The 21581-nt window shown below is 72.7% G+C and carries 20 protein-coding genes and 3 pseudogenes; 15 read left to right on the top strand and 8 right to left on the bottom strand.

Going from position 1 to position 21581, the window contains the following annotated elements:
• A partial coding sequence (locus H297_RS0129300; RefSeq protein WP_027739955.1) for a DUF4232 domain-containing protein occupies positions 1 to 364 on the top strand: 364 nt, incomplete at its 5' end.
• A gap of 33 nt (positions 365 to 397) precedes the next feature.
• Here the strand turns inward: H297_RS0129300 and H297_RS0129295 are convergent.
• A complete protein-coding gene (locus tag H297_RS0129295; RefSeq protein ID WP_027739954.1) occupies positions 398 to 1489 on the bottom strand; it encodes a citrate synthase 2 in 1092 nt (363 codons plus the stop codon).
• A gap of 543 nt (positions 1490 to 2032) precedes the next feature.
• Here H297_RS0129295 and pdxH point away from each other — a divergent pair.
• Both pdxH and H297_RS39070 read left to right on the top strand, forming a co-directional pair.
• Positions 2033 to 2716, top strand: coding sequence for a pyridoxamine 5'-phosphate oxidase (pdxH, locus tag H297_RS39080; RefSeq protein WP_078514801.1), 684 nt, complete (start codon positions 2033 to 2035; stop codon positions 2714 to 2716).
• Between the two features lie 516 nt (positions 2717 to 3232).
• Positions 3233 to 4789: a PAS domain-containing protein gene (locus H297_RS39070; protein WP_037795658.1), complete on the top strand. Its 1557-nt coding sequence runs from the start codon at positions 3233 to 3235 to the stop codon at positions 4787 to 4789.
• Here H297_RS39070 and H297_RS0129280 read toward each other — a convergent pair.
• Positions 4780 to 5580 carry an SIS domain-containing protein gene (locus H297_RS0129280; RefSeq protein ID WP_078514772.1) on the bottom strand — a complete coding sequence of 267 codons (801 nt, stop codon included), beginning with the start codon at positions 5578 to 5580 and terminating at the stop codon, positions 4780 to 4782. The genes H297_RS39070 and H297_RS0129280 overlap by 10 nt on opposite strands.
• 234 nt (positions 5581 to 5814) lie before the next feature.
• Here H297_RS0129280 and H297_RS0129275 point away from each other — a divergent pair, with 234 nt between their 5' ends.
• Together H297_RS0129275 and H297_RS0129270 are read left to right on the top strand one after the other, a co-directional pair.
• Complete coding sequence (locus H297_RS0129275) at positions 5815 to 6510, top strand: iron-dependent transcriptional repressor DtxR (protein ID WP_027739952.1); 696 nt, start codon at positions 5815 to 5817, stop codon at positions 6508 to 6510.
• A 64-nt stretch (positions 6511 to 6574) separates the two neighbouring features.
• A complete protein-coding gene (locus H297_RS0129270) occupies positions 6575 to 6820 on the top strand; it encodes a LacI family DNA-binding transcriptional regulator (RefSeq protein ID WP_027739951.1) in 246 nt (81 codons plus the stop codon).
• A 106-nt stretch (positions 6821 to 6926) separates the two neighbouring features.
• Here H297_RS0129270 and H297_RS42245 read toward each other — a convergent pair.
• A pseudogene (locus H297_RS42245) lies at positions 6927 to 7440 on the bottom strand (MmyB family transcriptional regulator); the annotation flags it as partial.
• Positions 7441 to 7445: 5 nt separating this feature from the next.
• Entirely contained in the window at positions 7446 to 8069 is a 624-nt protein-coding gene (locus H297_RS0129260; protein WP_027739950.1) for a TetR/AcrR family transcriptional regulator, read from the bottom strand.
• 122 nt (positions 8070 to 8191) lie between these two features.
• Here H297_RS0129260 and H297_RS0129255 point away from each other — a divergent pair, with 122 nt between their 5' ends.
• The 8 genes and pseudogenes from H297_RS0129255 (at position 8192) to H297_RS0129225 (ending at position 14323) form a co-directional block, all read left to right on the top strand.
• Positions 8192 to 9643 carry an amidase gene (locus tag H297_RS0129255; RefSeq protein ID WP_027739949.1) on the top strand — a complete coding sequence of 484 codons (1452 nt, stop codon included), beginning with the start codon at positions 8192 to 8194 and terminating at the stop codon, positions 9641 to 9643.
• A gap of 199 nt (positions 9644 to 9842) precedes the next feature.
• Positions 9843 to 10841, top strand: a complete 999-nt coding sequence (locus tag H297_RS42240) for an alpha/beta hydrolase (RefSeq protein ID WP_486589716.1) — start codon at positions 9843 to 9845, stop codon at positions 10839 to 10841.
• A 94-nt stretch (positions 10842 to 10935) separates the two neighbouring features.
• Entirely contained in the window at positions 10936 to 11487 is a 552-nt protein-coding gene (locus H297_RS0129240) for a hypothetical protein (protein WP_027739947.1), read from the top strand.
• 88 nt (positions 11488 to 11575) lie between these two features.
• Positions 11576 to 11785 (top strand): annotated as a pseudogene (locus tag H297_RS42235) (transposase); the annotation flags it as partial.
• A 47-nt stretch (positions 11786 to 11832) separates the two neighbouring features.
• Positions 11833 to 12123 (top strand): annotated as a pseudogene (locus H297_RS43835) (methyltransferase); the annotation flags it as partial.
• Positions 12124 to 12263: 140 nt separating this feature from the next.
• Positions 12264 to 13382 carry a helix-turn-helix domain-containing protein gene (locus H297_RS39060; protein ID WP_051352266.1) on the top strand — a complete coding sequence of 373 codons (1119 nt, stop codon included), beginning with the start codon at positions 12264 to 12266 and terminating at the stop codon, positions 13380 to 13382.
• Between the two features lie 143 nt (positions 13383 to 13525).
• Positions 13526 to 13951, top strand: a complete 426-nt coding sequence (locus H297_RS43830) for a hypothetical protein (RefSeq protein ID WP_027739946.1) — start codon at positions 13526 to 13528, stop codon at positions 13949 to 13951.
• 60 nt (positions 13952 to 14011) lie between these two features.
• Positions 14012 to 14323: an SH3 domain-containing protein gene (locus H297_RS0129225; RefSeq protein WP_158693768.1), complete on the top strand. Its 312-nt coding sequence runs from the start codon at positions 14012 to 14014 to the stop codon at positions 14321 to 14323.
• A gap of 323 nt (positions 14324 to 14646) precedes the next feature.
• Here H297_RS0129225 and H297_RS42230 read toward each other — a convergent pair whose 3' ends face one another.
• From H297_RS42230 to H297_RS39050, 3 genes are all read right to left on the bottom strand, one after another.
• Positions 14647 to 15516 (bottom strand): alpha/beta fold hydrolase, encoded by an 870-nt coding sequence (locus tag H297_RS42230; protein WP_486589715.1) that lies wholly within the window; start codon positions 15514 to 15516, stop codon positions 14647 to 14649.
• Positions 15517 to 15540: 24 nt separating this feature from the next.
• Positions 15541 to 15741: a hypothetical protein gene (locus tag H297_RS43445; RefSeq protein WP_158693767.1), complete on the bottom strand. Its 201-nt coding sequence runs from the start codon at positions 15739 to 15741 to the stop codon at positions 15541 to 15543.
• A 123-nt stretch (positions 15742 to 15864) separates the two neighbouring features.
• The gene (locus H297_RS39050; RefSeq protein ID WP_064744896.1) at positions 15865 to 16668 is read right to left on the bottom strand and encodes an alpha/beta fold hydrolase; all 804 of its coding nucleotides are present in this window, start codon (positions 16666 to 16668) and stop codon (positions 15865 to 15867) included.
• Positions 16669 to 17297: 629 nt separating this feature from the next.
• Here H297_RS39050 and H297_RS0129210 point away from each other — a divergent pair.
• On the top strand, positions 17298 to 18254 hold the full coding sequence (locus tag H297_RS0129210) for an alpha/beta fold hydrolase (protein WP_027739943.1): 957 nt from the start codon (positions 17298 to 17300) through the stop codon (positions 18252 to 18254).
• Between the two features lie 72 nt (positions 18255 to 18326).
• Here the strand turns inward: H297_RS0129210 and H297_RS0129205 are convergent, their stop codons facing one another.
• The gene (locus H297_RS0129205; protein ID WP_027739942.1) at positions 18327 to 19049 is read right to left on the bottom strand and encodes a bifunctional DNA primase/polymerase; all 723 of its coding nucleotides are present in this window, start codon (positions 19047 to 19049) and stop codon (positions 18327 to 18329) included.
• A gap of 1011 nt (positions 19050 to 20060) precedes the next feature.
• Between H297_RS0129205 and H297_RS0129200 the strand changes: the two genes are divergently transcribed.
• Positions 20061 to 21452, top strand: a complete 1392-nt coding sequence (locus H297_RS0129200; RefSeq protein WP_027739941.1) for an NsdA family TPR-like regulatory protein — start codon at positions 20061 to 20063, stop codon at positions 21450 to 21452.
• Positions 21453 to 21581: the final 129 nt, after the last annotated feature.

The following is a 21581-nucleotide window of genomic DNA, read 5'->3' as shown; positions in this document are numbered from 1 at the left end:
CTACCAGCAGGTCGCGAGCATCCAGTTGCGGAACGACGGTGACAGCACCTGCACGCTGCGGGGGTTCCCGGGTGTCCAACTGATCAGTGAGTCGGGGGAGAAGTGGGATCTGCGGCGTTCCTCGGACACGCCGGGCACGATGACGCTGAAGCCGGGTGAGGACACGGCGGCGGTGTCGATGAACGTTCTGCCGGTGCCGCGGGACCTCAAGGACACCAAGCCGTTCCTGGTGAGCAAGGTGGTCGTCACCCCGCCCGACGAGACCAGCCACGTCACCCTGGAGTGGCCCTACGGCGGTGCGGTCCTGGACCAGTCCGGCGCCACCCGCCCCGGCACCTTCGTCAACCCGGTCGGCATCGGCTGAAGCCACCGCACCCGCCCGCAGGGCCCCTCGGGATCAGCCCGCGTAGCCGTCCACACCCCGGGGGTCACGGGGGCCGGGCCCCACGTAGCGGGCCGAAGGCCGCACCAGTCGGCCCGTCCGCTTCTGCTCCAGGATGTGTGCCGACCAGCCGGCGGTGCGGGCGCAGGTGAACATCGAGGTGAACATGTGCGCGGGCACCTCGGCGAAGTCGAGGACGATGGCGGCCCAGAACTCGACGTTGGTCTCCAGCACCCGGTCGGGGCGGCGGGCCCGCAGCTCGGCAAGGGCGGCCTGCTCCAGGGCGAGGGCCGCCTCGTAGCGGGGGGCGCCCAGGTCCTCGGCCGTACGCCGCAGCACACGCGCCCGCGGGTCCTCGGCGCGGTAGACGCGGTGCCCGAAGCCCATCAGGCGCTCACCGCGGTCGAGTTGCCGCTTGACGTAGGCGTCGGCGTCGCCGGTCCGCTCGACCTCCTCGATCATGCCGAGGACACGGGAGGGGGCGCCGCCGTGCAGAGGGCCCGACATGGCGCCGACAGCCCCCGACAGCGCCGCCGCGACATCGGCGCCGGTGGAGGCGATGACGCGGGCGGTGAAGGTGGAGGCGTTCATGCCGTGCTCGGCGGCCGAGGTCCAGTACGCGTCGACGGCCGCCACATGCTTGGGGTCGGGCTCGCCGCGCCAGCGCCGCATGAAGCGTTCGACGACGGTCCCGGCCTTGTCGATCTCCTTCTGCGGCACCATCGGCAGGCCCTGGCCACGGGCGGACTGGGCCACGTAGGACAGGGCCATGACGGCGGCGCGGGCCAGGTCGTCGCGGGCGGTGGCGGCGTCGATGTCCAGGAGCGGTTCGAGACCCCACACCGGTGCCAGCATCGACAGCGCCGACTGGACGTCCACCCGGACGTCACCGGAGTGGACCGGGATGGGGAACGGCTCGGCGGGCGGCAGCCCGGGGTTGAAGCTGCCGTCGACCAGCAGTCCCCACACGTTGCCGAACGAGACGTGGCCGACCAGGTCCTCGATGTCCACGCCGCGGTAGCGCAGCGAGCCGCCTTCCTTGTCGGGTTCGGCGATCTCCGTCTCGAACGCGACGACTCCTTCGAGCCCGGGTACGAAGTCGGACATTCGGCGGCTCCCTCGTAGAGCGCCGCCAGGAACTCGGCCGGCGGCGGAACGACGTACTGGCATGGCTGCTGCGCGGGGCAGCGTGGTCTGCGGTGCGGACGGGCCCGGCGCACGGTTCCGCTGCCGCTTCCCGCGGCTCACGGACCGGGCCTCCCTCGGGTCGTGCCCGCCCCGGCGGATGGTCACGCTCCGCCGCCCTCTGGCCGGAGCGCCCCTGCCGGGCGGAGCGGCAACCATAGCCCTTGGTGTACGGATGCCACAGCTCCCCTCGCCAGATTCTGTCGGTTCCGGCACCGGTGGGGGAGGGTGAGAAGAGGCACAGCGGCCGATTCCGCGCCGTCAGGTGTGCGTGAGGTGGCCACCGGGCAGACTGTCCGACCACTGCGGCGGGCGATGCTGCAAGATGGCGGCGTGCCTCATGCTGACGACGCTGCTGACGCCGACGACCACGCCGCCCCGGCCCACCCGGCCCCGGCCGACCCGGTCACCTTCGACACCGCCACCCTCGCTGCGGCCCCGGGTACCACTCTCGACCCGGCCGCGATGCGGGCCCACTACCGCGACGCGGGGCTCGCGGAGAGCGATCTGGCGCCCGACCCGTTCGCCCAGTTCGCCCTCTGGTTCGCGCAGGCGCGGGCCAGCGGGCTGCACGAGCCCAACGCGATGATCTGCTCCACCGCCGACGCACACGGCCGCCCCAGCTCCCGCACGGTCCTGCTGAAGAAGTACGACGAGCGGGGCTTCGTCTTCTTCACCAACTACGGCTCCCGCAAGGGCCGGGAGCTGGAGGCCAACCCGTACGTCTCGCTGCTCTTCCCCTGGCACGGCATCGCCCGCCAGGTGATCGTCTCCGGCACGGCGGAGCGCACCGGCCGGGACGAGACGGTCGCCTACTTCCGTACCCGTCCGCACGGTTCGCAGTTGGGCGCGTGGGCGAGCGAGCAGTCCTCGCGGGTGGCCTCGCGCGAGGAGCTGGACGCCATGTTCGCGCAGCTCGCCCAGCGGTATCCGGAGGGCGAGGACGTACCGGCCCCGGCCCGCTGGGGCGGCTTCCGGGTGCGCCCGGAGACGGTGGAGTTCTGGCAGGGACGGCAGAACCGGCTGCACGACCGGCTGCGGTACCGCCGCACGGGCGACGCCCTCCGAGACGGCGGCCGTGACGGCGGCGGTGGCCGTCGCGGCGACGACGGCGACGGAGGCTGGGAGATCGAGCGGCTCTGCCCGTAGGGCCGCCTGCGTGGCAGGTCGCCCGTCTGCCTGTCCGCCCACGGTGCGGGACCGTGGGCGGACAGCAGAACGACCCGTGGGCGACTCCCTCCGCCCCCAGCCTTGGCCTTCGGCTGGGAGGTACCTCCGGGGCGGAGGGCGTCGGTCGGACGAGTCCGACGAGCCCACGGGTCGGGTGACTGCTCTGGATTGGCCGGCGAGCCGGCGTCACGCTGTGGCGTCGGCCCTAGGCCGCAGCCACCTCACACGTCCGGTGATTGATCATCAGCCGGATCACCTCCTTTCCTGTGTGCTCCACACCGTAGGCACCGTGCCGCGGCAGCGGCAAACGAATTTCGGGACGACTTCGCACCGCTGCCCACCGCCTCGCACGAGCGGCATGCGCGTTGCGGGGCGACAACGATTTACGGGAACTCGCTGTGCTTTGCGTCACGTTCGAGTTGAATGATCTGTGAACGCGCTGTCGCGCTCCGCGACGGCATAGCTCGCAAATGGCTGCATCCAGGGGGTGCCGAGGTGGCGGCTCGATCCGAGACTCACTCCGCGTCGTCCTCGGGCGGTGACGACGGTCCCGACGGGCCGGTCGACGAGCTCCTGCTCGCGGCGCTCCTCGACGGCATGGACGCGGCCCTGTGCGCCTTCGACGAGGACGGCGTCGTCACCCACTGGAACCGGGAGGCCGAACGCATGCTCGGCTGGTCCCACGAGGAGGCGGTCGGCCGCCAGGGCCTCGCGGGCTGGGCGGTGCGCGCCGCCGACGCCGAAGAGGTCGAGAGCCAGCTACTGGCGGCGATGCGCACCCCCGGCCGGCACGTCCACGAGTTCGCGCTGCTGACCAAGGACGGCGGACGGGTCCTCGTCCGCATCCAGTCCTCGGGCGTCAGCGGCGCCGACGGCCACGCCAAGGGCGTCTACTGCGCGTTCAGCGAGGTGCACGCCCAGATCGACCTCGAACGCTCCATCGCGCTGAGCGAGGCCCTGCTGGAGGACGCCTCCTGGGGTGTCGTCCTCGTCGACGCCGACCTGCGCCCCACCGTCGCCAACACCCACGCCGCCCGCGCCTTCCGCGCCCCGGCCCGGGCCGCCCTGCTCGGCCGCCCGCTGGGCGAGCTGCTGGACGAGGGCATGGAGGAGCTGGAAGGCGCGCTCCAGCACGTCCTCGGCGAGGGCTCGCCCCCCGCCCCCGCGGAGATCTGGGTGACCTTGCGGGCGGCACCCCCCACCGAGGCGGACGGCCGCGGGAACGGCGGAAACGGCGGAAACGGCGGAAGCAGCGGAAGCACGGACGGCGCCGGGCCGTACGCCGCCACCGACCCCGCACGCCGCCGCTGCTGGCGCAGCGGCTTCCTGCGGCTGGCCTCGCCCCTGGCCGAGGAGCCGGTCCCGCTGGGTGTGGCCTGGCTCTTCCAGGACGTCACCGCGCAGAAGCGGGCCGAGCGCGAGGCGGCCCGGCTGCGCTTCCGCGACAGCCAGGTGCACCGCGCGGCACGCGCCGCCGCCGAGTGCGCCGACCCCATGGAGGCCGCCCGCCTCCACCTGGAGTTCGCCCTGGCCGGATTCGCCGACCGGGCCCTGCTCGACCTGGCCCTCGACCCGGGGCCCGAGCCCTCCCCGACACTGGACACCTCCCTGGACGCGCTGCCGCCCGGGGACACCCGCCTGGTGCGGGCCGCCGCCACACCCGTCGCGGACCGCGGCCGGGCGCCGTACGTCGAGCCGAACGCGGTCAGCGGCATCCCCGTCGCCTACGCGGAGGGCCACCCGGCCCTCCAGGCGTACCAGCGCTGCACCTCGGTACGGGCCAGCGGCGGCACCGCGGCGACGACCGCGCAGGACACCGGCGCCTGGGCGCGCGCCCGCACCTGGCCGCCGGGCACCGTGCACGGCCTGTGCACGGTGCTGCGCTGCCGCGGCCGCTCGCTCGGCGTCGTCACCTTCCTGCGGGAGGCCGGCCGCCGCCCCTTCGACCGGGAGGACGCGGACTACGCCGAGCAGATCGCCGCCTTCGTCGCCGCCTCGGTGGACCTGGCGGGCGTCCTGGAGCAGGAGGCGGACGGCCGGTCTCAGCGGTAGTGGATCCGGTCCGCGTACGCGTCCATCACCTGGGCGTTCCAGTCGTGCCCGCCGTCCACGTTCCCCGAGCGCAGCATGGGCGGCTCGACACCCCGGCGGACCAGCTCGCCGACCGCCTCCGCGACGATCGCCTGCATCAGCGCGCTGGTCACCACCGTGGAGGCGGGGGCGAACGGTGCCCCGACGCCCTCCGCGGTCAGCTCCGCGTCCCCCAGGCCGATACGGCTGTCCACCACGATGTCGCAGTGGTCCTTGAGGAACGTGCCCGTGGTGTGCCGCGAACGGGTCCGCTCCGCGTACTCCACCGACGTCACCCCGATCACCGCCAGCCCGAGCGCCCGCGCGTTCATCGCCAGCTCGACGGGGAGCGCGTTGCGGCCCGAGAGGGAGATGACGATCAGTACGTCGCCGGGGCGCGCGGGGCTGGAGTCCAGCGCCGCCGCGGCCAGCCCGGAGACCCGCTCCAGGGCGCTGCCGAGCGTGGCGGGCCGCACATCGACGCCGACGGCCCCGGGCACGTTGAGCAGGTTCATCACGGCGAGGCCGCCCGCGCGGTAGACCGTGTCCTGGGCGGGCAGGGAGGAGTGGCCCGCACCGAACGCGAAGATCCGGCCACCGTCGGCGACGGTGCGGGCCAGCAGCTCGCCCGCGGCCCTGATGTGCGCCGCCTCACCGTCCTTGACCTCTTTCAGCAGCGCGATGGCCGCGTCCAGGAAGTCCTCCGCGAGCGCCCCGCCCGCCGCCCGTCCCCTCACCCCGTCGACCGTCGCCTCGTCCGCCGCCTCGCCCATGGCCTGCCCTCGCCGCCCCTCGCCGCCCCTGCCGGTTGGCACCGGCACGCTCCGTACCGTTCCGTTGCGTAGTACGGCGATCACGTTGAGGTCTGGACCTTCTCCTGTCAACCGGCCGGTGGCCGCCGGTCCGTACCGTATGGACACCGCCTCCCGCCTTCGGCGGCACGGTTGTCGGTGGGATGCGTCAGAATTGCCAGCAGGGCCACCGCACGAGCCGACTAGGGGCTACGCATGTCAGGACTCATCGACACCACGGAGATGTATCTCCGCACCATCCTGGAGCTGGAGGAGGAGGGTGTGGTTCCGATGCGTGCCCGCATCGCCGAGCGCCTCGACCAGAGCGGGCCCACGGTCAGCCAGACCGTCGCCCGCATGGAACGGGACGGGCTCGTCACGATCGCCGGGGACCGCCATCTGGAGCTCACGGACGAGGGCAGGCGGTTGGCCACCCGCGTCATGCGCAAACACCGGCTTGCCGAGTGCCTGCTGGTCGACGTCATCGGACTGGAGTGGGAACAGGTGCACGCGGAGGCGTGTCGCTGGGAGCACGTGATGAGCGAGGCCGTCGAGCGCCGCGTCCTCGACCTGCTCCGGCACCCCACGGAGTCGCCGTACGGCAACCCGATCCCCGGCCTGGAGGAGCTCGGCGAGACAGGCGCCGTCGACCCCTTCCTCGACGCCGGACTGGTCAGCCTCAGCGATCTGGACCCCGAGGGCGACGGCAAGACGGTCGTGGTCCGCAGGATCGGCGAGCCGATCCAGATGGACGCCCAGCTCATGTACACGCTGCGGCGGGCCGGCGTGCAGCCGGGCGCGGTCGTGAGCGTCAACGTCGGCTCGGCGGGCGGCGTCCAGGTCGGCAGCAGCGGTGAGGCCGCCGAACTGGGCACCGAGGTCGCCGCGCACGTCTTCGTCGCCAAGCGCTGAGCACGCGGGGCGGCCACGCGCCGGGCGGACTCCGCCACGAGGTCCGGTCCATGGCCCCCGCCCCGTGCGCCGCTCCGGCACCGCCTCGCCCGCCGGCGGCGACGTGGCGCGGGACGCGGGCGTCCCGGCCACGGTCTCCTGCGTGCTCGACGGCACCGAGGACGGACGCGTCAGCGAGGCGCCCCGCGCACGGGCGCGGGAGGCGGCACGGCAACTCGGCCACGTACCGCACGCCGTGGCGCGCGCCCTGCCGGACGCCGGGGCGCGGGGGCCCGAGGGATCGCCGTCGTCGGCGCGGACGACCCGATGAGCGCTGGTCCTCCGGCGCCGTCTCGTAAGCGCTGATACTGCCGCCGGCCTCTTCCTTCATCCGCTGGTCAGTGCTGCGCCCCGTCGGGAAGTTCGCTGCTGTCGGCCTACCCGACCAGTGCCTGTTCCTGCTGTCCGGCCAGGTGAAAGGCGGTGTACGCATCGTCGACCGCGCCCCGCTGCGGGTGTCGCAGCCGTTTGCGACCGCTGTGCCGGGCCTGCACCTCGTACTGCGGCCACCGGTCCCGCACCTCCGGCTGCCCTCGTCCAGGTCCTCGGTCAGCCGGGTGTACCGCGGGTCGCCGGAGTGGCGTGCCGCCGGCGTCCGAAGTCGGCCGAGCAGGCCGCGTGCTTCGGGTTTCCAGGGCTGGAGCAACAAGGGGGAACGGCACCCGCCTCGGCCGGGAGCGGCTCGCGTTCCTCGGCTGCGGCCGCAGGTACGTGACCGGCAAGCTGGAGAAGATGATGGCGCTCGTGCCGGCCCAGCCGCAGCGCCACGGCGAGGGCGTCGAGCACCTGTCAGGAGACGCGGATCCTTCGCCCCCGCTCCAGGTACGTGTATCAGGTGGCGCTGATCCCGGCCGGCAGCGCCAGTTCCTCTCGGCGAAGTCCGGGGGCGCGGGCGGTCAGTCAGCCGCCCTGTGTGCGCCGAGGTGGGAGCGGTGCCGGTCCAGGATTCCCTCGACGATTTTCATCAGGCGGTCTCCCGTCTGATCGATGCTTCCGTTCTGTGTGCTGACCTGGGCCCCTTCGAGTACGAAGGTGATCTCGGCCGCGGCCTGTCCGGGGTCGGGCATCCGGGCTTCGGTGCACATGCCGATCAGTCGGCGGGTCTGGTGGGCCTTGTGGTCCTCGATCACTTGCCGTGCCGGATGAAGGCGGTCGGGAAGCTCGGCGAGGGAGTTGATGAACGGGCAGCCCCTGTACGAGATCGCCGGCAGCCCCTCGGCGATGAAGCGGGCCAGGCCCAGAATCTGCTCCTCGGGCCGGTCGGGATATGCGGTTTCCACCCGGTCGAAGGCCGCCTGATAGTCCGCCGCGACGATCCGCAGCCACTCCGCGACCAGCGCATCCTTGGTCTCGAAGTGCCGGTAGATCGCCATTTTGGTGGTCTCGGCCTTGTCGGCGATCGCCTGGACCCCCACCTGCCGGATCCCTTCTCTCCGGAAGAGCTCTTCGGCGGCGTCGAGGATGCGCTCACGTGGCGGCAGCTTCGCCACTCTGCTCGGCCTGCTGAGGGTCGATGCCATGACTACTCCGTCACTCCGGTCGATCGTGCGGTTCACACCCCCTTACGGTACCAATCGGGCCCATGCGATACCGCGAGGTATCATTCGGAACTCAACGGTATCGTTCTTGGCGGGGAGTGACAGTGAAAGTTTCCGAGTACGTGAGCTTCGACGCGGTCGGGCTGGCGGAGCTGGTGGCCAAGGGCGAGGTGCTCCCCGCCGAGCTGGAGGCAGCCGCACTCAAGGCTGTGCAGGCAGTTGATCCGCAGATCAACGCCGTCGTGGAGACCTGGCTGACCGACGACGAACCTGCCCCTGGCAGCACACCACTGGCTGGCGTCCCTTTTCTGATCAAAGACATCGCGGTGGCCATGTCCGGGAGACGGATGGAGCTGGGAAGTCGCCTGGCGGCCGGTAACGTCGTCGGCGCCGACTCCTCGCTGATGCAGCGCTTCCGGCGCGCGGGCCTCGTGACGTTCGGGCGCACCGCGACACCGGAGATGGCCTATGGCATCTCGACGGAATCTGCGTTGTACGGCGTGACCCGTAACCCGTGGGATGTGGAGCGCAGCGCAGGCGGATCCAGTGGAGGCGCAGCCGCCGCTGTCGCCGCCGGGGTGGTTCCGGTCGCCCATGGCACCGATGCCGCCGGATCGCTCCGTGTCCCCGCCGCCTACAACGGCCTCTTCGGGATCAAGCCCACCCGTGGCCGGGTGTCCATGGGGCCCGACGCCGACGAGGTCTTCAGCGGCCTGGCCGTGCACGGCAGCGTCAGCCGCACCGTACGCGACAGTGCGGTACTGCTCGACCAGATACGCGGCCCGGAGCCGGGCGACCCCTACTTCGCCCAGCAGCCCTCACGGCCGTACGCGGAGGAAGTCACCCGTCATCCGGGTTCGTTGCGCATCGGCGTCCTCGCCCAGGCGTGGGGCGGACGCCGTACTACCGCACCGGTGACCGACGCCCTCTCCCGCACCGTGCGGTTGCTGGAATTCCTTGGTCATCAGGTGACGGAGGTCGAGGTCGGCCTCGGTGCCGACTGGGAGGAATTCGTCCTGGCCAACGCCCGACTCATGACGGTGAACCTCACCACCCTGGTCGACGGGCTGGCCGCCGCCTTCGGCCGTCCCGTCGACTCCTCGACCCTTGAGCCGGTGACCCTCGCCGGCTACCACTACGGGCAGCGGGTCGGCGGCGCGCAATTCCACACCGCTCTCGCGATGCGGAACCGGGTGGCCCGAAGCCTGGCGCGGTACTTCGACGAGTACGACATCCTCCTCACGCCAACCCTGCCGGAGCCTCCCGTGTTGCTGGGCACTCATACGAAGGGTGCGGAGACACTGGACGGCCTCGGCTGGATCGAGCGCATCAACGACCTGTCGCCGTTCACCATGCCGTTCAACGTGGCAGGCACGCCCGCCATGTCCGTACCCGTGACGGCCGACGCCGGGACGGGGCTCCCGGTCGGCATGCAGTTCGCCGCCGGATACGGCCTCGAAGGCCGCCTCTTCCGCCTCGCCGGACAACTCGAACAGGCAAGTCCGTGGTCAGGCCGCATCCCCACGGTATGGGCAGGGAACCATCCAGCCCGCTGAAGAATGCTCCTGGCACGCTGCAGCGAGACATCGACGGAGTCTTGCCGGTCGCAGGACCGAAGACGTTCGTGGCGCGAGGGACGGATGCCCTCAATGCCGACGCGAAGCTGCGGGTATTGCCGACCTCGACGTTCATTCAGACCTGAGCGGCCGTGACATCACGACGCATGAACAAGGGCCCCCTGAAGGAGTGTCCGCCATGGTTGAGCGCATCGACGTGCGCATTCCCCTACCCGGCGGCATCGAACTGGCCGCCTGGCTGTTCCTTCCCGACAACACCGGGAAACCGTTGCCCGCCCTCACCATGGCCCATGGTTCCGGCGGCACCCGCCCTCACAGCATCGGGCACACAGCCCGCCGCTTCAGCGAGGTCGGCTACGCGGTCCTCCTCCACGGCCATCGCAACTTCGGCGACAGCGGCGGCACGCCTCGCCAGGACATTGACCCCTACCAGCAGATTGCGGACTGGCGAGGGGCGATCACCTACCTCGGCACACGCCGGGAAATCGACGAACAGCGTGTCGACATCCGGGGATTCAGCTACGCCGGTGGTCACGCCCTGGTCCTCGGCGCCACCGACCGCCGCATCAAAGCCGTTTACGCCCACGCCCCCACCGTCAGCGGCTACGAGACCGGACTGCGCCGCGTCCCGCCCCCCGAGGTACGCGCTCCGGAAGAGCGCTTCCACCAAGACGAACGCGACCAACTGGCCGGCAAGCCGCCCGTCTACGTACCCTTCGTCGGCACTGGCACGAGCCCTGGCTCCCCAGCGGCCTACCCACGGAAGAGCGCGGCCGATTTCTACCTGCACCGGGCACCGTACGACGCGTGGACGAACGAGGTGCCCCTTCAGTCCAACCGCCGCGCCCGTGCCTGCGAACCCGGTCAGTGGATCTCCCGCATCGCCCCCACCCCCCTGCTGATGCCTGTGGCCAAGGGCGACGACGTCGCCCCCGCCGAGTTGCCCTCGACGGTTTCGACCGCGCCCGCGAACCGAAGAAGCCCGTCCTCACGGACGGCGACCACTTCTTGTCCTACATGCAGCAGTTCGAACTCTCCTGCACGGTCGCGATCGACTGGTTCGACACCCACCTCAGACCGCCGGGAAGAACGACTCCCGCCCGATCAGGAAGCCCGCTTCGCTGCGCTCAGCCTCGGCAGGGACACTCGGGTACCACCGATACGCTCACTCACCTGACGAGTGCCTCTCCCCGTGCAGCTGACAAGGCTCTGGAGCCATCCCAGCTACGCTGATCAGGGCAGTCCGCAGTGCGCAAGACTTGGGGGAAACCGTGAACCGACCACTGTTGTTTCTCGACGTGGACGGGCCACTCAACCCCTGTGCAGCTCAGCCGGAGAGGCGTCCCGTCGGCTACACCACACTCAGAGTTCCCCGGAATGACGTCCATCACGACGGCACGGGCCTATCGTCCCGACGACGTCCCCTGCGAGTCTGGCTCAACCCGGAGCACGGACGAATCCTGCTCCAGCTCGGCTTCGAGCTGTGCTGGGCCACCACATGGATGGACGACGCCAACCGGTGGATCGCACCGGTCCTCGGCCTCCCGGAACTTCCCTTCGTCGACTTCGGCGACGCCCTGCACCAGAAACGCCCTGATGGAGTCCACTGGAAGACCGGGCCGTTGGTGGACTATGCAGACGGCCGTCCGTTCGCCTGGGTGGACGATGAACAGAGCGAGCCGGATCAGACCTTCGTGACCGCGCACCACCAAGGACCCGGGATGCTCCACCACGTCAACCCGCGGATCGGCCTGCGGGAGACTGACTTCCACACGCTCGCCGAGTTCGCCCAGTCGCTGGACACCTCTCGAACCATCGGCTGAGCACCTTGCCAGCTCGTCAGGCAGCTACCCACGCAGAGCCGAGATCTTTGCGGGACAGCACTTACTGATCGTCTCGGAGTGATGTCGGATGACAGACTTGGCAGTTGGTCTGTTGGGCGGCAGAGTTCTGCGAGTGTCGGGTGATCTTGTGCCTGATGATCTGTGGGATCGTGTCGCCCCGCTGCTCCCGCCTCGCCCGCCGCTGCGTCAGCGAAATCCGGGCCGGCTGCCGGCGGATGACCGTGCAGCTCTGCGCGGGATCGTCTACGTGCTGCGCACGGACGTGGCCTGGGCGGACGTGCCGCTGACCTCCCCCCGCTCCTTCCGGTACGGCCCCGCGGACCGGTGGGGCTGTTCCACGGGGTGTACGGCGACACAGGGCTCGCCGGCCCGCGGGGTGGGTGGCATGGCTGGGCGGAAGCGACGGGCCCGACGCGGTCGGGCCGCGTGTGTGGCCCGTCCGGTCCGAGGGGTGCGGCGCTCCTCCGGCAGGAGCCCGCACCGAGTACGGTCTGCGCCCACCTCGCGGAGCAGGGGCTGGGCGATGGAATCTCGTTCGCGGCCGGTGACTTCTTCGCGTCGGTACCGGCGGCCGGCATCTACGTGCTCAGCTTCGCCCTGCACGACTGGGACGGCCAGTCCTCCCCGCGCGTCCCGGAAGCGGTCCACAACTCGGCCGGAGACCGCCTTGCAGGAGCTGAGGGCGTGGGTGATGCTCCCGTATGCCGTACCGGTCCTCGCGGGCCGGAGCGGGCGGAGGCAAGGGAGCGTGCGGCATGTTCGAGACGGTTTTCCGGGCGGAGGACCTGCCGCCGCAAGAGCGGTTCGACGGATGGCGCGAGTTGGCCTGGTCCAGCCACGCACCGGCGGAGGTGCGCACCGCGTGTCCGGACGCATTCGAGGCCACCCTGCGGGTACTGGACATGGGTCCCGTCCAGGTGTCCGCACTCTCCTGCCCGCCGCTGTGCTCGTACCGCACCTCGGAGCTGATCCGGCGATCCGATGCGGAGCTGTACTACCTGGCCGTCGCACGGCGCGGGGCCGTCGTCATCGACCAGGCCGACCGGCAAGTGGTCCTCCAGGCAGGGGAGATGACGCTGTCCACCTCCTCACTGCCCTACGTGGGGCGGCTGGACCCCGCCGCCGCCCGCGCACGGGGCGGCACCCGCGCCGGCGCCGGGGACAGCCGGGCCGAGAGGGACGGCACGGGCGGCGCGACCTGCGCGGGCGCTGCGGGCGAGGTGGCGCTGGTGCAGGCCCTGGTTCCCCGGGCGCTGCTGCCGCTGCCCACCGACGCCGTCGACCGGCTGCTGGCCGTACCGCTGCCCGCCGCCGACGGGCCCGGCGCGCTGTTCAGCCAGTTCCTCGCCCGGCTGGCCGACGACGACACCCGCTACGCCCCCGCGGACGCCGCGCGGCTGGGCGGAGTGGCGCTCGATCTGGCCGCCGCCCTGCTCGCCCACCGGCTCGGCACGGACCGCGCCCTCCCGCCGGAGACCGGCAGCGGGACCCGGCTCCTCCAGGTCCGCGCCTTCATCCTCCAAAACCTGCGCGACCCGGCACTCGGCCCGGAGTCGGTCGCCGCGGCCCACCACATCTCGCTCCGTACCCTGCACCGCCTGTTCGCGGGCCAGGAGACCACCGCCGCCGCCTTCATCCGGCACCACCGGCTGGAGCGGGCCCGGCACGAGCTGGCCGATCCCGCGCTGGCCGGCCTGCCGGTCCAGGCCGTCGCCGCCCGGTGCGGGTTCGCCCGTCCCGCCGACTTCAGCCGCGCCTTCCGCACCGCCTACGGTCTGCCGCCGCGCGAGTACCGCCGGGTGGCCGCGGGCGGCCACCCGGCCCGGGGCGACGGAACTGGCGCGCCATGCCAAGGGACTGGCACGCAGCGCTGAGGACACCGCGGGAGCGCCGGTCTAGGTTGAGGCACCGAGCACGTCAGCACCGGTGGCCGACCCCGCCGGAGCGGGCAGGGCTCGCCGGCGGAGACCTGCGCCGGCTGTGCAAGGGACCGTGTGCAAGGGGGACTGGGGGAAACATGCGGAAGAACATCCTGCGGCTCGTCGCGACCGCGAGCGGGCTGCTCCTGGCGACCGGCGGACTGGCCACAAGCGCCACCGCCGCCGGCTCCGGCGGCGCGGGCTCCTCGGTCGGTGCGGCCGTGCAGTCGTGCCACGGCAGTGCGAAGCACTACGCGAAGCCGTCCGAGAGCAACTTCTATCCGTCGGTGTCCGGCTATCTCAAGGCCACGGGCAACTGCGCGGACATCAACATCAAGCCGAACACCAACCGCTACATCGCGGTGTGCTTCGCGAAGAGTTCCGGCGGCGTCAAATGTCAGAGCGGCTACCGGCATGCCAAGAAGGGCCGGTGGAACGTCATCGCCACCAACGTCAAGAAGGGCACCAAATTCGCCTTCGTCTTCCGCAACCAGGCGAAGTTCACCGGTTCCTGGGCCGCCTGAGGCCGAAGGAGTACACCGGCGCGCCCGGTGACCCGCCGGGCCGCGGAAGAGGAGAAGAGCATGCTCGTCAAGCGCGTCGCACTGGCCGCGGGAGCGGCCGTACTGGGAGCGGGACTTGTGACCGCGCCGTCCGCGTCCGCGGCGTCCTCCGCCGCCTGCAAACAGGGACGGCACCTGTGGTCCATGACGAGGCACACGGTCGCCCTCGTCAAGTACCGCACGGGGCCCTCTACCGGGTGCGCGGCCCTGGGGCAGATCCCCAAGGGCAAGAAGGTCTACCTCTGGGACACCCACGGCAACCACTGGCAGTACGTGCGGATCGCCGGCACGAACAAGCGCGGGTGGGTGGCCACGAAGTACATCGGAGGGTGACGGGCGGACCGCTGAGCGCGGTCCGCTGAGCGCGCCCGCTGAGCGCGGTCCGCCGAGGGCGGTCCGCCGGGGGCGGCGAACGGACGGTTGCGGGAGGGGAGGCAGCCGTCCGTTCGCCGCGACACAGTGGGCCGACCGCAGCCGTCCTGTCGGGATCAGCGGGGCGTTACGGCAGACAGCGCCCGCCTTCCCGGCATCGGCTGTAGATCCTTCCCGGCATCGGCTGTAGATGTCGCCCTCCACACCGCAATCAGGAGCATCTCGCCCCGTTCAAGGACCACTCAAGGCATGCCGCCTGTCACCCACGCGCCCGAACAACATGCCTAGGCGCCCGCCGCGCCGCGCACGAAGCGGCGGAGGTGTGCCCGTACGGCGGCGGGCTGCTCCCACCAGGGCTCGTGACCGGCGCCCTCGATCCGCGTCAGCGGCAGATCGAGCCGACGGGCGAGTGCGGCAAGAGCCGCCACCGGGCGGGGGTCCTCGGTCCCCGCGAGGATCTCCGCCCGCGCGGGCAGGCACGCGCGCAGCTCGGCGAGACGCCCGTCGAGCGGGTCCGCGCGCCCCTCCGCCCCGAGTTGCGCGTTCATGGCCCAGTTGACGGGGCGCCGCCGACGGGCGTCCCGCGCGGCACGCCGCCACCCGCGCGCGGGGTCGGCGTGGTCGGTGAACCAGGACAGCGTGAGCAGCTCGACCTCCTGCTCCTCCGTGCGGTGCGGCAGCTCCTCCGCCGCGCGGAGCCGCTCCTGCTGGGCCGAGGTCATGCGGCGTCGGCGCTCCGCACGGTACGCGGCGTGCCAGTCGCCGACGAACGGCCCGCACATCAGCAGCAGGGCGGCGACCCGGTCCGGATACGTCAGACAGAACCGGCTCGCCAGGTCGGTGCCGTAGGAGTGCCCGACCAGCACGGCCGCGGAAACGGCCCAGGAATCGAGCAGTTCGGCGAGATCCTCGACGTGCCGGGCGAGGGAGTGGCGGCCCTGCCACCGGGACCGGCCCGTCCCACGCTGGTCGTACCGGTACACGGGTGCGAGGTCCGCCACCATTGGTGCGACATCGCCCAGGTAGTCCGGAAGTCCCGGACCGCCGTGGAGCAGGACCACGGGCTGCTGCCCGGAGGCGTCCCCCAGCGCCGTCCACCCCACCCTGGCCCCGTCCGCCATCGAGGCGAGCCCCTGCCTCTCCACCCAGGTCATCCGGCGGACCGCGGCAAAGGCGGGTCAGTTCCTGCGACGGCGTCCTTGGCCGTAGGGGCCGCTGCGGTCATGGGGACGCCACTGCTCCTCCTCCGGATCACGGTCCTCGCCGTCTGCTCCGCCTCCCGAAGCGCGGACGGGCTCCCCGCTCTCGACCTTGGCCAGCAGCGAGGTGAGGGGGTCGGGGGGCGAGTCGTCGAAACGGTCGGGGTCCCGCCCCGGCAACGGGGCTGCCGGAGGCGGCGCGGCAGCACCTGGCCTCGCGTCGCTCGGACCTGACCGTGATGCAGCGCTCATGCAGCCCCCCAGCTCGCCTGCACACCTTCCGGTGATCATTCCCGGGAGGGCCTACCGGAAACGAAAAGATGTACTGAAGTGGCGGTCGTACGCGGAAGGTTCGGCCGCGCGCCGCGGTAACGGCCGGGCGGTTCCCCACCATCCGTCCAGCGATGTCGGGAAGCCGGGAAGGCCGTCCCGGTGGATGCAGTGTCCGGTGCGCGGTACGACGCGTATGCCGAAACCGCGCTTCCTCGAAAGTGCCGCTCCGGCGTCGTCGACGCACAGGCTCGGCTCCGCGAGCTGCACCAGGGACGGCACGACGGCCTGGCTCGGCACACAGTCCGGGTCGCACGTCTCGATGGCGGCCACGAACGCGAGGTCGAACAGCGCGAGGCCGGCCAGCTCCGCCGCCACGTCTTCCTCGGCTCCCTCGGATCCCTCGGCTTCCTCGGACGAGCGCGGATTCCTGGCCCGTACGCTCCCGGCCGTCGCGGAGGTGGCCCTCTCCCGCATGGCGGCGTACGCGGCGACCGGGACGTTCCGCAGGAGGAAGCCGGGATCGGAGTAGACGGTCCGTGCCGGGCGGAGGCGGTCGGCCGTCAGGGCGAGGGCCGGTCCGCCGAGGGAGTGCCCGACGGCCACGTCCGCACCTGCCGGGAGGTTCTCCCCCCGGTCCTCGGCCGGCAGTTCGGGCCGGTACTCGGCGCGCGGACTGCGCCCGTGTCCGCGCGGACCGGGGGCCGGGGCGCGGTGACCCGGCCCGACGAGGTGGTCTTCGACGGCGTGCCGGGTGCGGTGGTCGGCCATGCCGCCGTGGATGAGGAGCGCGATCCACTTGCCCGCGCCACGTTCGTGGACGTGCAGTTCCGTCAAGAACCTCTCGCATGCCGGTCGGTCGGCCCCTGCGTGGCCGGTGCCGGTGCCGGTCGGTGGGTTGCGGGTGGTGTCCGACGGCGGCGACTGCCGGGTGCCGGCCGGGCGTCGACTGGATTGCGGAGAGGCATGCTTGCACGTATGAGCGTGCTACCGCGAGAGGCAGGTCGCACGAAGGTGCCGTCGGGGGCCGTTGGCCGTCTTCACAAAAAGGGTCGCCCGTACCAGAGTTGCCCGAACGGCGACGGGTAGCTGTCGCTGGTGGACGAGTACGCCCGGTGGGCGGTTGTGCACGCTGTGGCAGTGCGACCGGGCGTCCGGGGGGAAGGGAGCCATCGATGCGGACTTCCATGGGCCCCGCGGGGCGACGATGCGCGGTGCCGAAGGGCAGGCGGGGCTCCGCAGCCTGCAACGGCCGGAGCCCCGCCTCCCCATGTCCCCCCACGGCGACCCGGAGCCCCGAGCTCTCAGGGTCCGCCGCCCTCCCGGTTCCTGTCTCCCCCGGGGAGCCGCGGACAACCCCGCGGCGGTGTCACTCGAAGGTGGGGTGTTCGGTGTGATCCCCTCCTGTTCGAATACAGGTTCGATAGGCTGAGGTGGCGGTCACAGGAGTGGGGGTGTCATCACGCATGGTGCGACGGATCGACGTGGCGGGGGTCGACGGAATCCAGTTGGCCGCCTGGGAGTTCGCGGACCCGCCCAAGGCGGGCACCGAGGGCCTCGGCGTCCCCGCCGAGCCGCCCGCCGCGGCCCCGGGGCGGCAGCCCGGCGCCACGCGGGGCCCCGCGCCGGGCAAGGCGCACGCGCACAAGCCGCCCGGTGTGCTGTTGCTGCACGGACTGATGGGCCGCGCCTCGCACTGGGCCGGCACGGCCCGCTGGCTCGCGGACCGGTACCGCCCGGTCGCCCTGGACCAGCGGGGACACGGCCGCAGCGGCAAGCCCGAGGAGGGCCGTTACGACCGGGAGGCCTACGTCGCCGACGCCGAAGCGGCCCTCGAACAGCTCGACCTGGGGCCGGTCGCGCTCGTCGGCCACGCCATGGGTGCGCTGACCGCCTGGCAGCTCGCCGCCCGGCGGCCCGACCTCGTCCAGGCGCTCGTCATCAGCGACATGCGGGCCTCCGCGCTGGGCGAGCAGTCGCAGCGCGAGTGGGAGGAGTGGTTCGCCTCCTGGCCCGCGCCGTTCGCCACGCTCGCCGACGTCCGCAAGTGGTTCGGCGAGGACGATCCCGCCCTCGAACGCTCCCGCCCGTCCCGCGGCGCGTACTTCGCCGAGGTGATGACCGAGGGCGAGGACGGCTGGCGTCCCGTCTTCTCGCCCGAGGTGATGATGCGCGTCCGCGAGGCCTGGGTGCACGACGCCCACTGGGACGACCTGGCCCACGTCCGCTGCCCCACCCTCGTCGTACGCGGTCTCGACGGCGAGCTGGGAAGGGCGGAGGCCCAGGAGATGGTGCGGGTGCTGCCCCGCGGAATCTACGCCGAGGTCACCGAGGCGGGGCACCTGATCCACTACGACCAGCCGGAGGAGTGGCGCCGAGTGGTCGAGCCCTTCCTCCAGGCCGCACTGCCCACCACGAGCTGACCTCGTCCGGGGGCGCACCGCCCCTCCCGCGGCGGCCCCGGAGAGGTGCCCTCTCGCCGGGTGCGGAGCAGGTCACCGGGGTGCGGGTACCGCGGCGGCGCGTGCGGCGGCTGAGAACTCGCGGCTGTACGCATAGGTGAGGGTCGGCAGCAGCTCGCCCGCGTCGGGCAGCCAGCGGTTGGCCGCATCGGGCTCGCGTGCCCACTGCACGGGGCCGCGCACCCCCAGCCGGGTGGGCGGCGCCGCCACCCAGTCGCCCTCGCCCCTGGTCCGCAGGTCCGGCGCGGCGGGGGACCAGCCCAGGCGGCGCACGGTGTGCGGCACCGTGGCGGCGGCGCCGGGCAGTACGAAGAAGGCCATCCGGCCGTCCGGCGTGCTGGTGACCGGTCCCAGCGGCTGCCCCATGCGTTCGAGCCGCGCGAGGGCGAGGCAGCCCACGGCTTCGGAGACCTCCAGCGCGTCGAAGGCGCGTCCGGTGGGCAGCAGGACGGCGGCGCGCGGCTCGGCGGTCCACCACTGCCGGGCGGTCGTGGCGCTGCCGGTCGTCTCCTCCGCCCACCGGGCGCGCGCCGGGTGTGCGCCCGGCGTGGGGCAGCCGGGGTCGGCGCACGTGCAGCGCGGTGCGCCGCCCACCGTCTCCAGCCAGGTGCCGGGGAAGACGTCCCAGGCCCGTTCCCGGGTGTAGCGCACGGCGTGTTCGAGCGGGGAGTCGGCGGGGGGCGCGCTCCGTCGGCCGGGGATCCGCACGCGCGTGGTCGCTCCGGGGATGTGTACGCGGGTCTCTTCCACGACCATCACAACTTTTGGTCCGGTCGAGGGTTACGGGGGCAGAACGGGGCGCGCCGAGGCACGGGCGCGACGGCGGAGGGCTCCGCCGCCGCCGTCCGGCGCCGGTCCGGGGCGGCCCGCGCTCCCGGCGGCGCATGGGGGCATCTGTGGGGGCGCGTGCCGAAAGAGCGGTCTTGGCTGGGTAGTACCTCCATGACGCGGTGTGCGGAGAGAGCCCGGCTTCATGGGACTTTGTCCGCGCGAGTCGTACGGGCCGGGGTGCGGTGGTGGCTCCACGACATCCGACGGGCCGTGGGCCGTGGAGCCGCCACGCCGGTCGGTCGGCTCACCGCACCGGCGCGGCCCGGGCGCGGCCCGCGGGTTGTGCACGGGTCGCCCGCGGCCTGCCTCCCGGGGGCGGACGGCAGGCGGACGGTGCGCGTGGGGCCGGGCCGGACGTCCCGGGCTGCGCGACGGAGAGGAACGGTGCCAACTGGTCGACTCGTTCGACCTGGTCGACCAGGTCGAACGAGTCGACGCCGCGGGCCCGTCGGCTTACCGGGGCGGTGCATCGGGGGGCCGTACGGGCCGCGCACCGGCGCGGCGTACCCGTGCGACGCGCCGGGGGGCGTACGGGCTGCGCGCTGAGGCCGGTGCGTCGGTGCGGCGCACCGGGTTCGGTGCACCGGGTTCGGCGCATCGGTGGTGCATCGGTGCGGCGTACCGACCGGTGCGCCGCGCGGGCACAGCGGAACCGGTGGGCCGTGCGGGCACAGCGGAACCGGTGGGCCGTGCGGGCGTACCGAGAGCCGGTGCACCGCGCGGGCGTGCCGGAACCGGTGCGTCGGCCGGACGCCGCGGGCGGTGCATCGGGGCGGTGCAGCGGGTCGCGTGGCGGAACCGGCGTACCGCACAGACGGATGGGCCGGAGTGATCGGCCCGGTGCACGGATCCGTGCGCCGGGGTCGTGCAGGGCAGGGCGCAGCGGTCGGCACGGGGCGTTGCGCGCGGACGGTGCCGGGGACGGAGGGGGATCTCATGGCCGCAAGGCCGCTCGTCGCGAGGCAGCCCAACGAACGGCTGCAGGCGCTCATTCAGGAGGCCGCGTGCTCGAACGCGGGGCTGGCCCGCCGGGTCAACATGTGCGGGGCCGAGCACGGGCTGGACCTGCGCTACGACAAGACGTCCGTCGCACGCTGGCTGCGGGGCCAACAGCCGCGCGGGCGCGCCCCGGGGATCATCGCGGAGGCGCTCGGCCGCAAGCTGGGCCGTACCGTGACGATCGACGAGATCGGGATGGCCAACGGCAAGAACCTGGCCTCGGGGGTGGGCCTCCAGTTCGCGCCCACCGTGCTCGGCGCCGTCGAGCAGGTCTGCGAACTGTGGCGCAGCGACGTGGGGCGCCGGGACTTCCTGACCGGCTCGACGGTGGCGGCGTCCGCGCTCGTCGAGCCCAGCCGGGACTGGCTGATCACCCAGCCCGACCACCAGGTCGCCCGCGCCTCCGGGGCCCGGGTGGGGCCGGCGGACGTGGCGGCCGTACGGTCCATGACCCAGGCGCTCTCGGAGCTCGACCACCGGTACGGCAGCGGGCACATCCGCCCCGTCGTGGTGCACTACCTCAACAGCGTGGTGTCGGGGCTGCTGGCCGGTTCGTACCGGGAGGCGGTGGGCAGGTCGCTGTTCGCCGCCGTCGCCCGACTGACCGAACTGGCGGGCTACATGGCCGTGGACACCGGGCAGCACGGGCTGGCGCAGCGCTACTACATCCAGTCGCTGCGGCTGGCGCAGGCCGCGGGCGACCGTGCGTACGGCGGCTACGTGCTGGCCGCGAGCATGAGCCACCTCGCCGCCTCGCTCGGCAACCCCAGGGAGATCGCACAGTTGGCACGCGCGGCGCAGGAGGGGGCGCGGGGGTGTGTGACGCCGCGCGTGGAGGCGATGTTCCAGGCGGCGGAGGCGCGGGGGCACGCTCTGATGGGGGACGCGAGCGCCTGTGCGGGGGCGACGAGCAGTGCCCTGGCCGCCATGGACGCTGCCGAGGGGAGGCCGGACAGCGGCGACGACCCGCCCTGGATCGGTCACTTCGACCGCGCCTACCTCGCCGACGAACTCGCCCACTGCCACCGCGATCTGGGGCAGCACGAGAGCGCGGCGGCGCGTGCCGAGGAGGCGGTCGCCGGTCACCCGGAGGGCCGGGCACGGCGCCGCGCGATCGGGCTGTTCCTGCTGGCCGGTGCGCAGGCCCAGCAGCGCGAGGTGGAGCGCGCCTGCCACACCGGCGCCCAGGCCGCTGAGTTGCTCGCCGGGCTGCGCTCGGACCGGGGCGCGGAGTACCTCGACGACTTCCGGCAACGGCTGGGTCCGTACGCCGGGGAGGCCGCGGTGCGCGAGTTCACGGAGCGGGTGAAGGCGACGGCGACGGTGTGAGAGAGCACACGGGGGCGGGGCGCGTGCGGGGGCGTACGAGGGAGAGTGCGGCGCCTGCCCCCGCGGGGCGTGGGGGCCTTCGGGGCGAGCGCCGTGTGCGGTGTGCGCAGGCACTTCGGGGCCGGTGTG

The sequence above is a fragment of the Streptomyces sp. CNT360 genome (assembly GCF_000424785.1).
This window is presented reverse-complemented; position numbering and strand designations above follow the sequence as displayed.

Coding starts and splice junctions, on each gene's coding strand:
- H297_RS0129275 (WP_027739952.1), top strand. CDS start 5,815: ATGTCAGGACTCATCGACACCACGGAGATGTATCTCCGCACCATCCTG.
- H297_RS0129280 (WP_078514772.1), bottom strand. CDS start 5,580: ATGGGCGAGGCGGCGGACGAGGCGACGGTCGACGGGGTGAGGGGACGG.
- H297_RS43830 (WP_027739946.1), top strand. CDS start 13,526: ATGCGGAAGAACATCCTGCGGCTCGTCGCGACCGCGAGCGGGCTGCTC.
- H297_RS0129295 (WP_027739954.1), bottom strand. CDS start 1,489: ATGTCCGACTTCGTACCCGGGCTCGAAGGAGTCGTCGCGTTCGAGACG.
- H297_RS0129200 (WP_027739941.1), top strand. CDS start 20,061: ATGGCCGCAAGGCCGCTCGTCGCGAGGCAGCCCAACGAACGGCTGCAG.
- H297_RS0129260 (WP_027739950.1), bottom strand. CDS start 8,069: ATGGCATCGACCCTCAGCAGGCCGAGCAGAGTGGCGAAGCTGCCGCCA.
- H297_RS42240 (WP_486589716.1), top strand. CDS start 9,843: ATGGTTGAGCGCATCGACGTGCGCATTCCCCTACCCGGCGGCATCGAA.
- H297_RS0129210 (WP_027739943.1), top strand. CDS start 17,298: ATGGTGCGACGGATCGACGTGGCGGGGGTCGACGGAATCCAGTTGGCC.
- H297_RS39060 (WP_051352266.1), top strand. CDS start 12,264: ATGTTCGAGACGGTTTTCCGGGCGGAGGACCTGCCGCCGCAAGAGCGG.
- H297_RS42230 (WP_486589715.1), bottom strand. CDS start 15,516: ATGACCTGGGTGGAGAGGCAGGGGCTCGCCTCGATGGCGGACGGGGCC.
- H297_RS0129225 (WP_158693768.1), top strand. CDS start 14,012: ATGCTCGTCAAGCGCGTCGCACTGGCCGCGGGAGCGGCCGTACTGGGA.
- pdxH (WP_078514801.1), top strand. CDS start 2,033: ATGCGGGCCCACTACCGCGACGCGGGGCTCGCGGAGAGCGATCTGGCG.
- H297_RS0129205 (WP_027739942.1), bottom strand. CDS start 19,049: ATGGTCGTGGAAGAGACCCGCGTACACATCCCCGGAGCGACCACGCGC.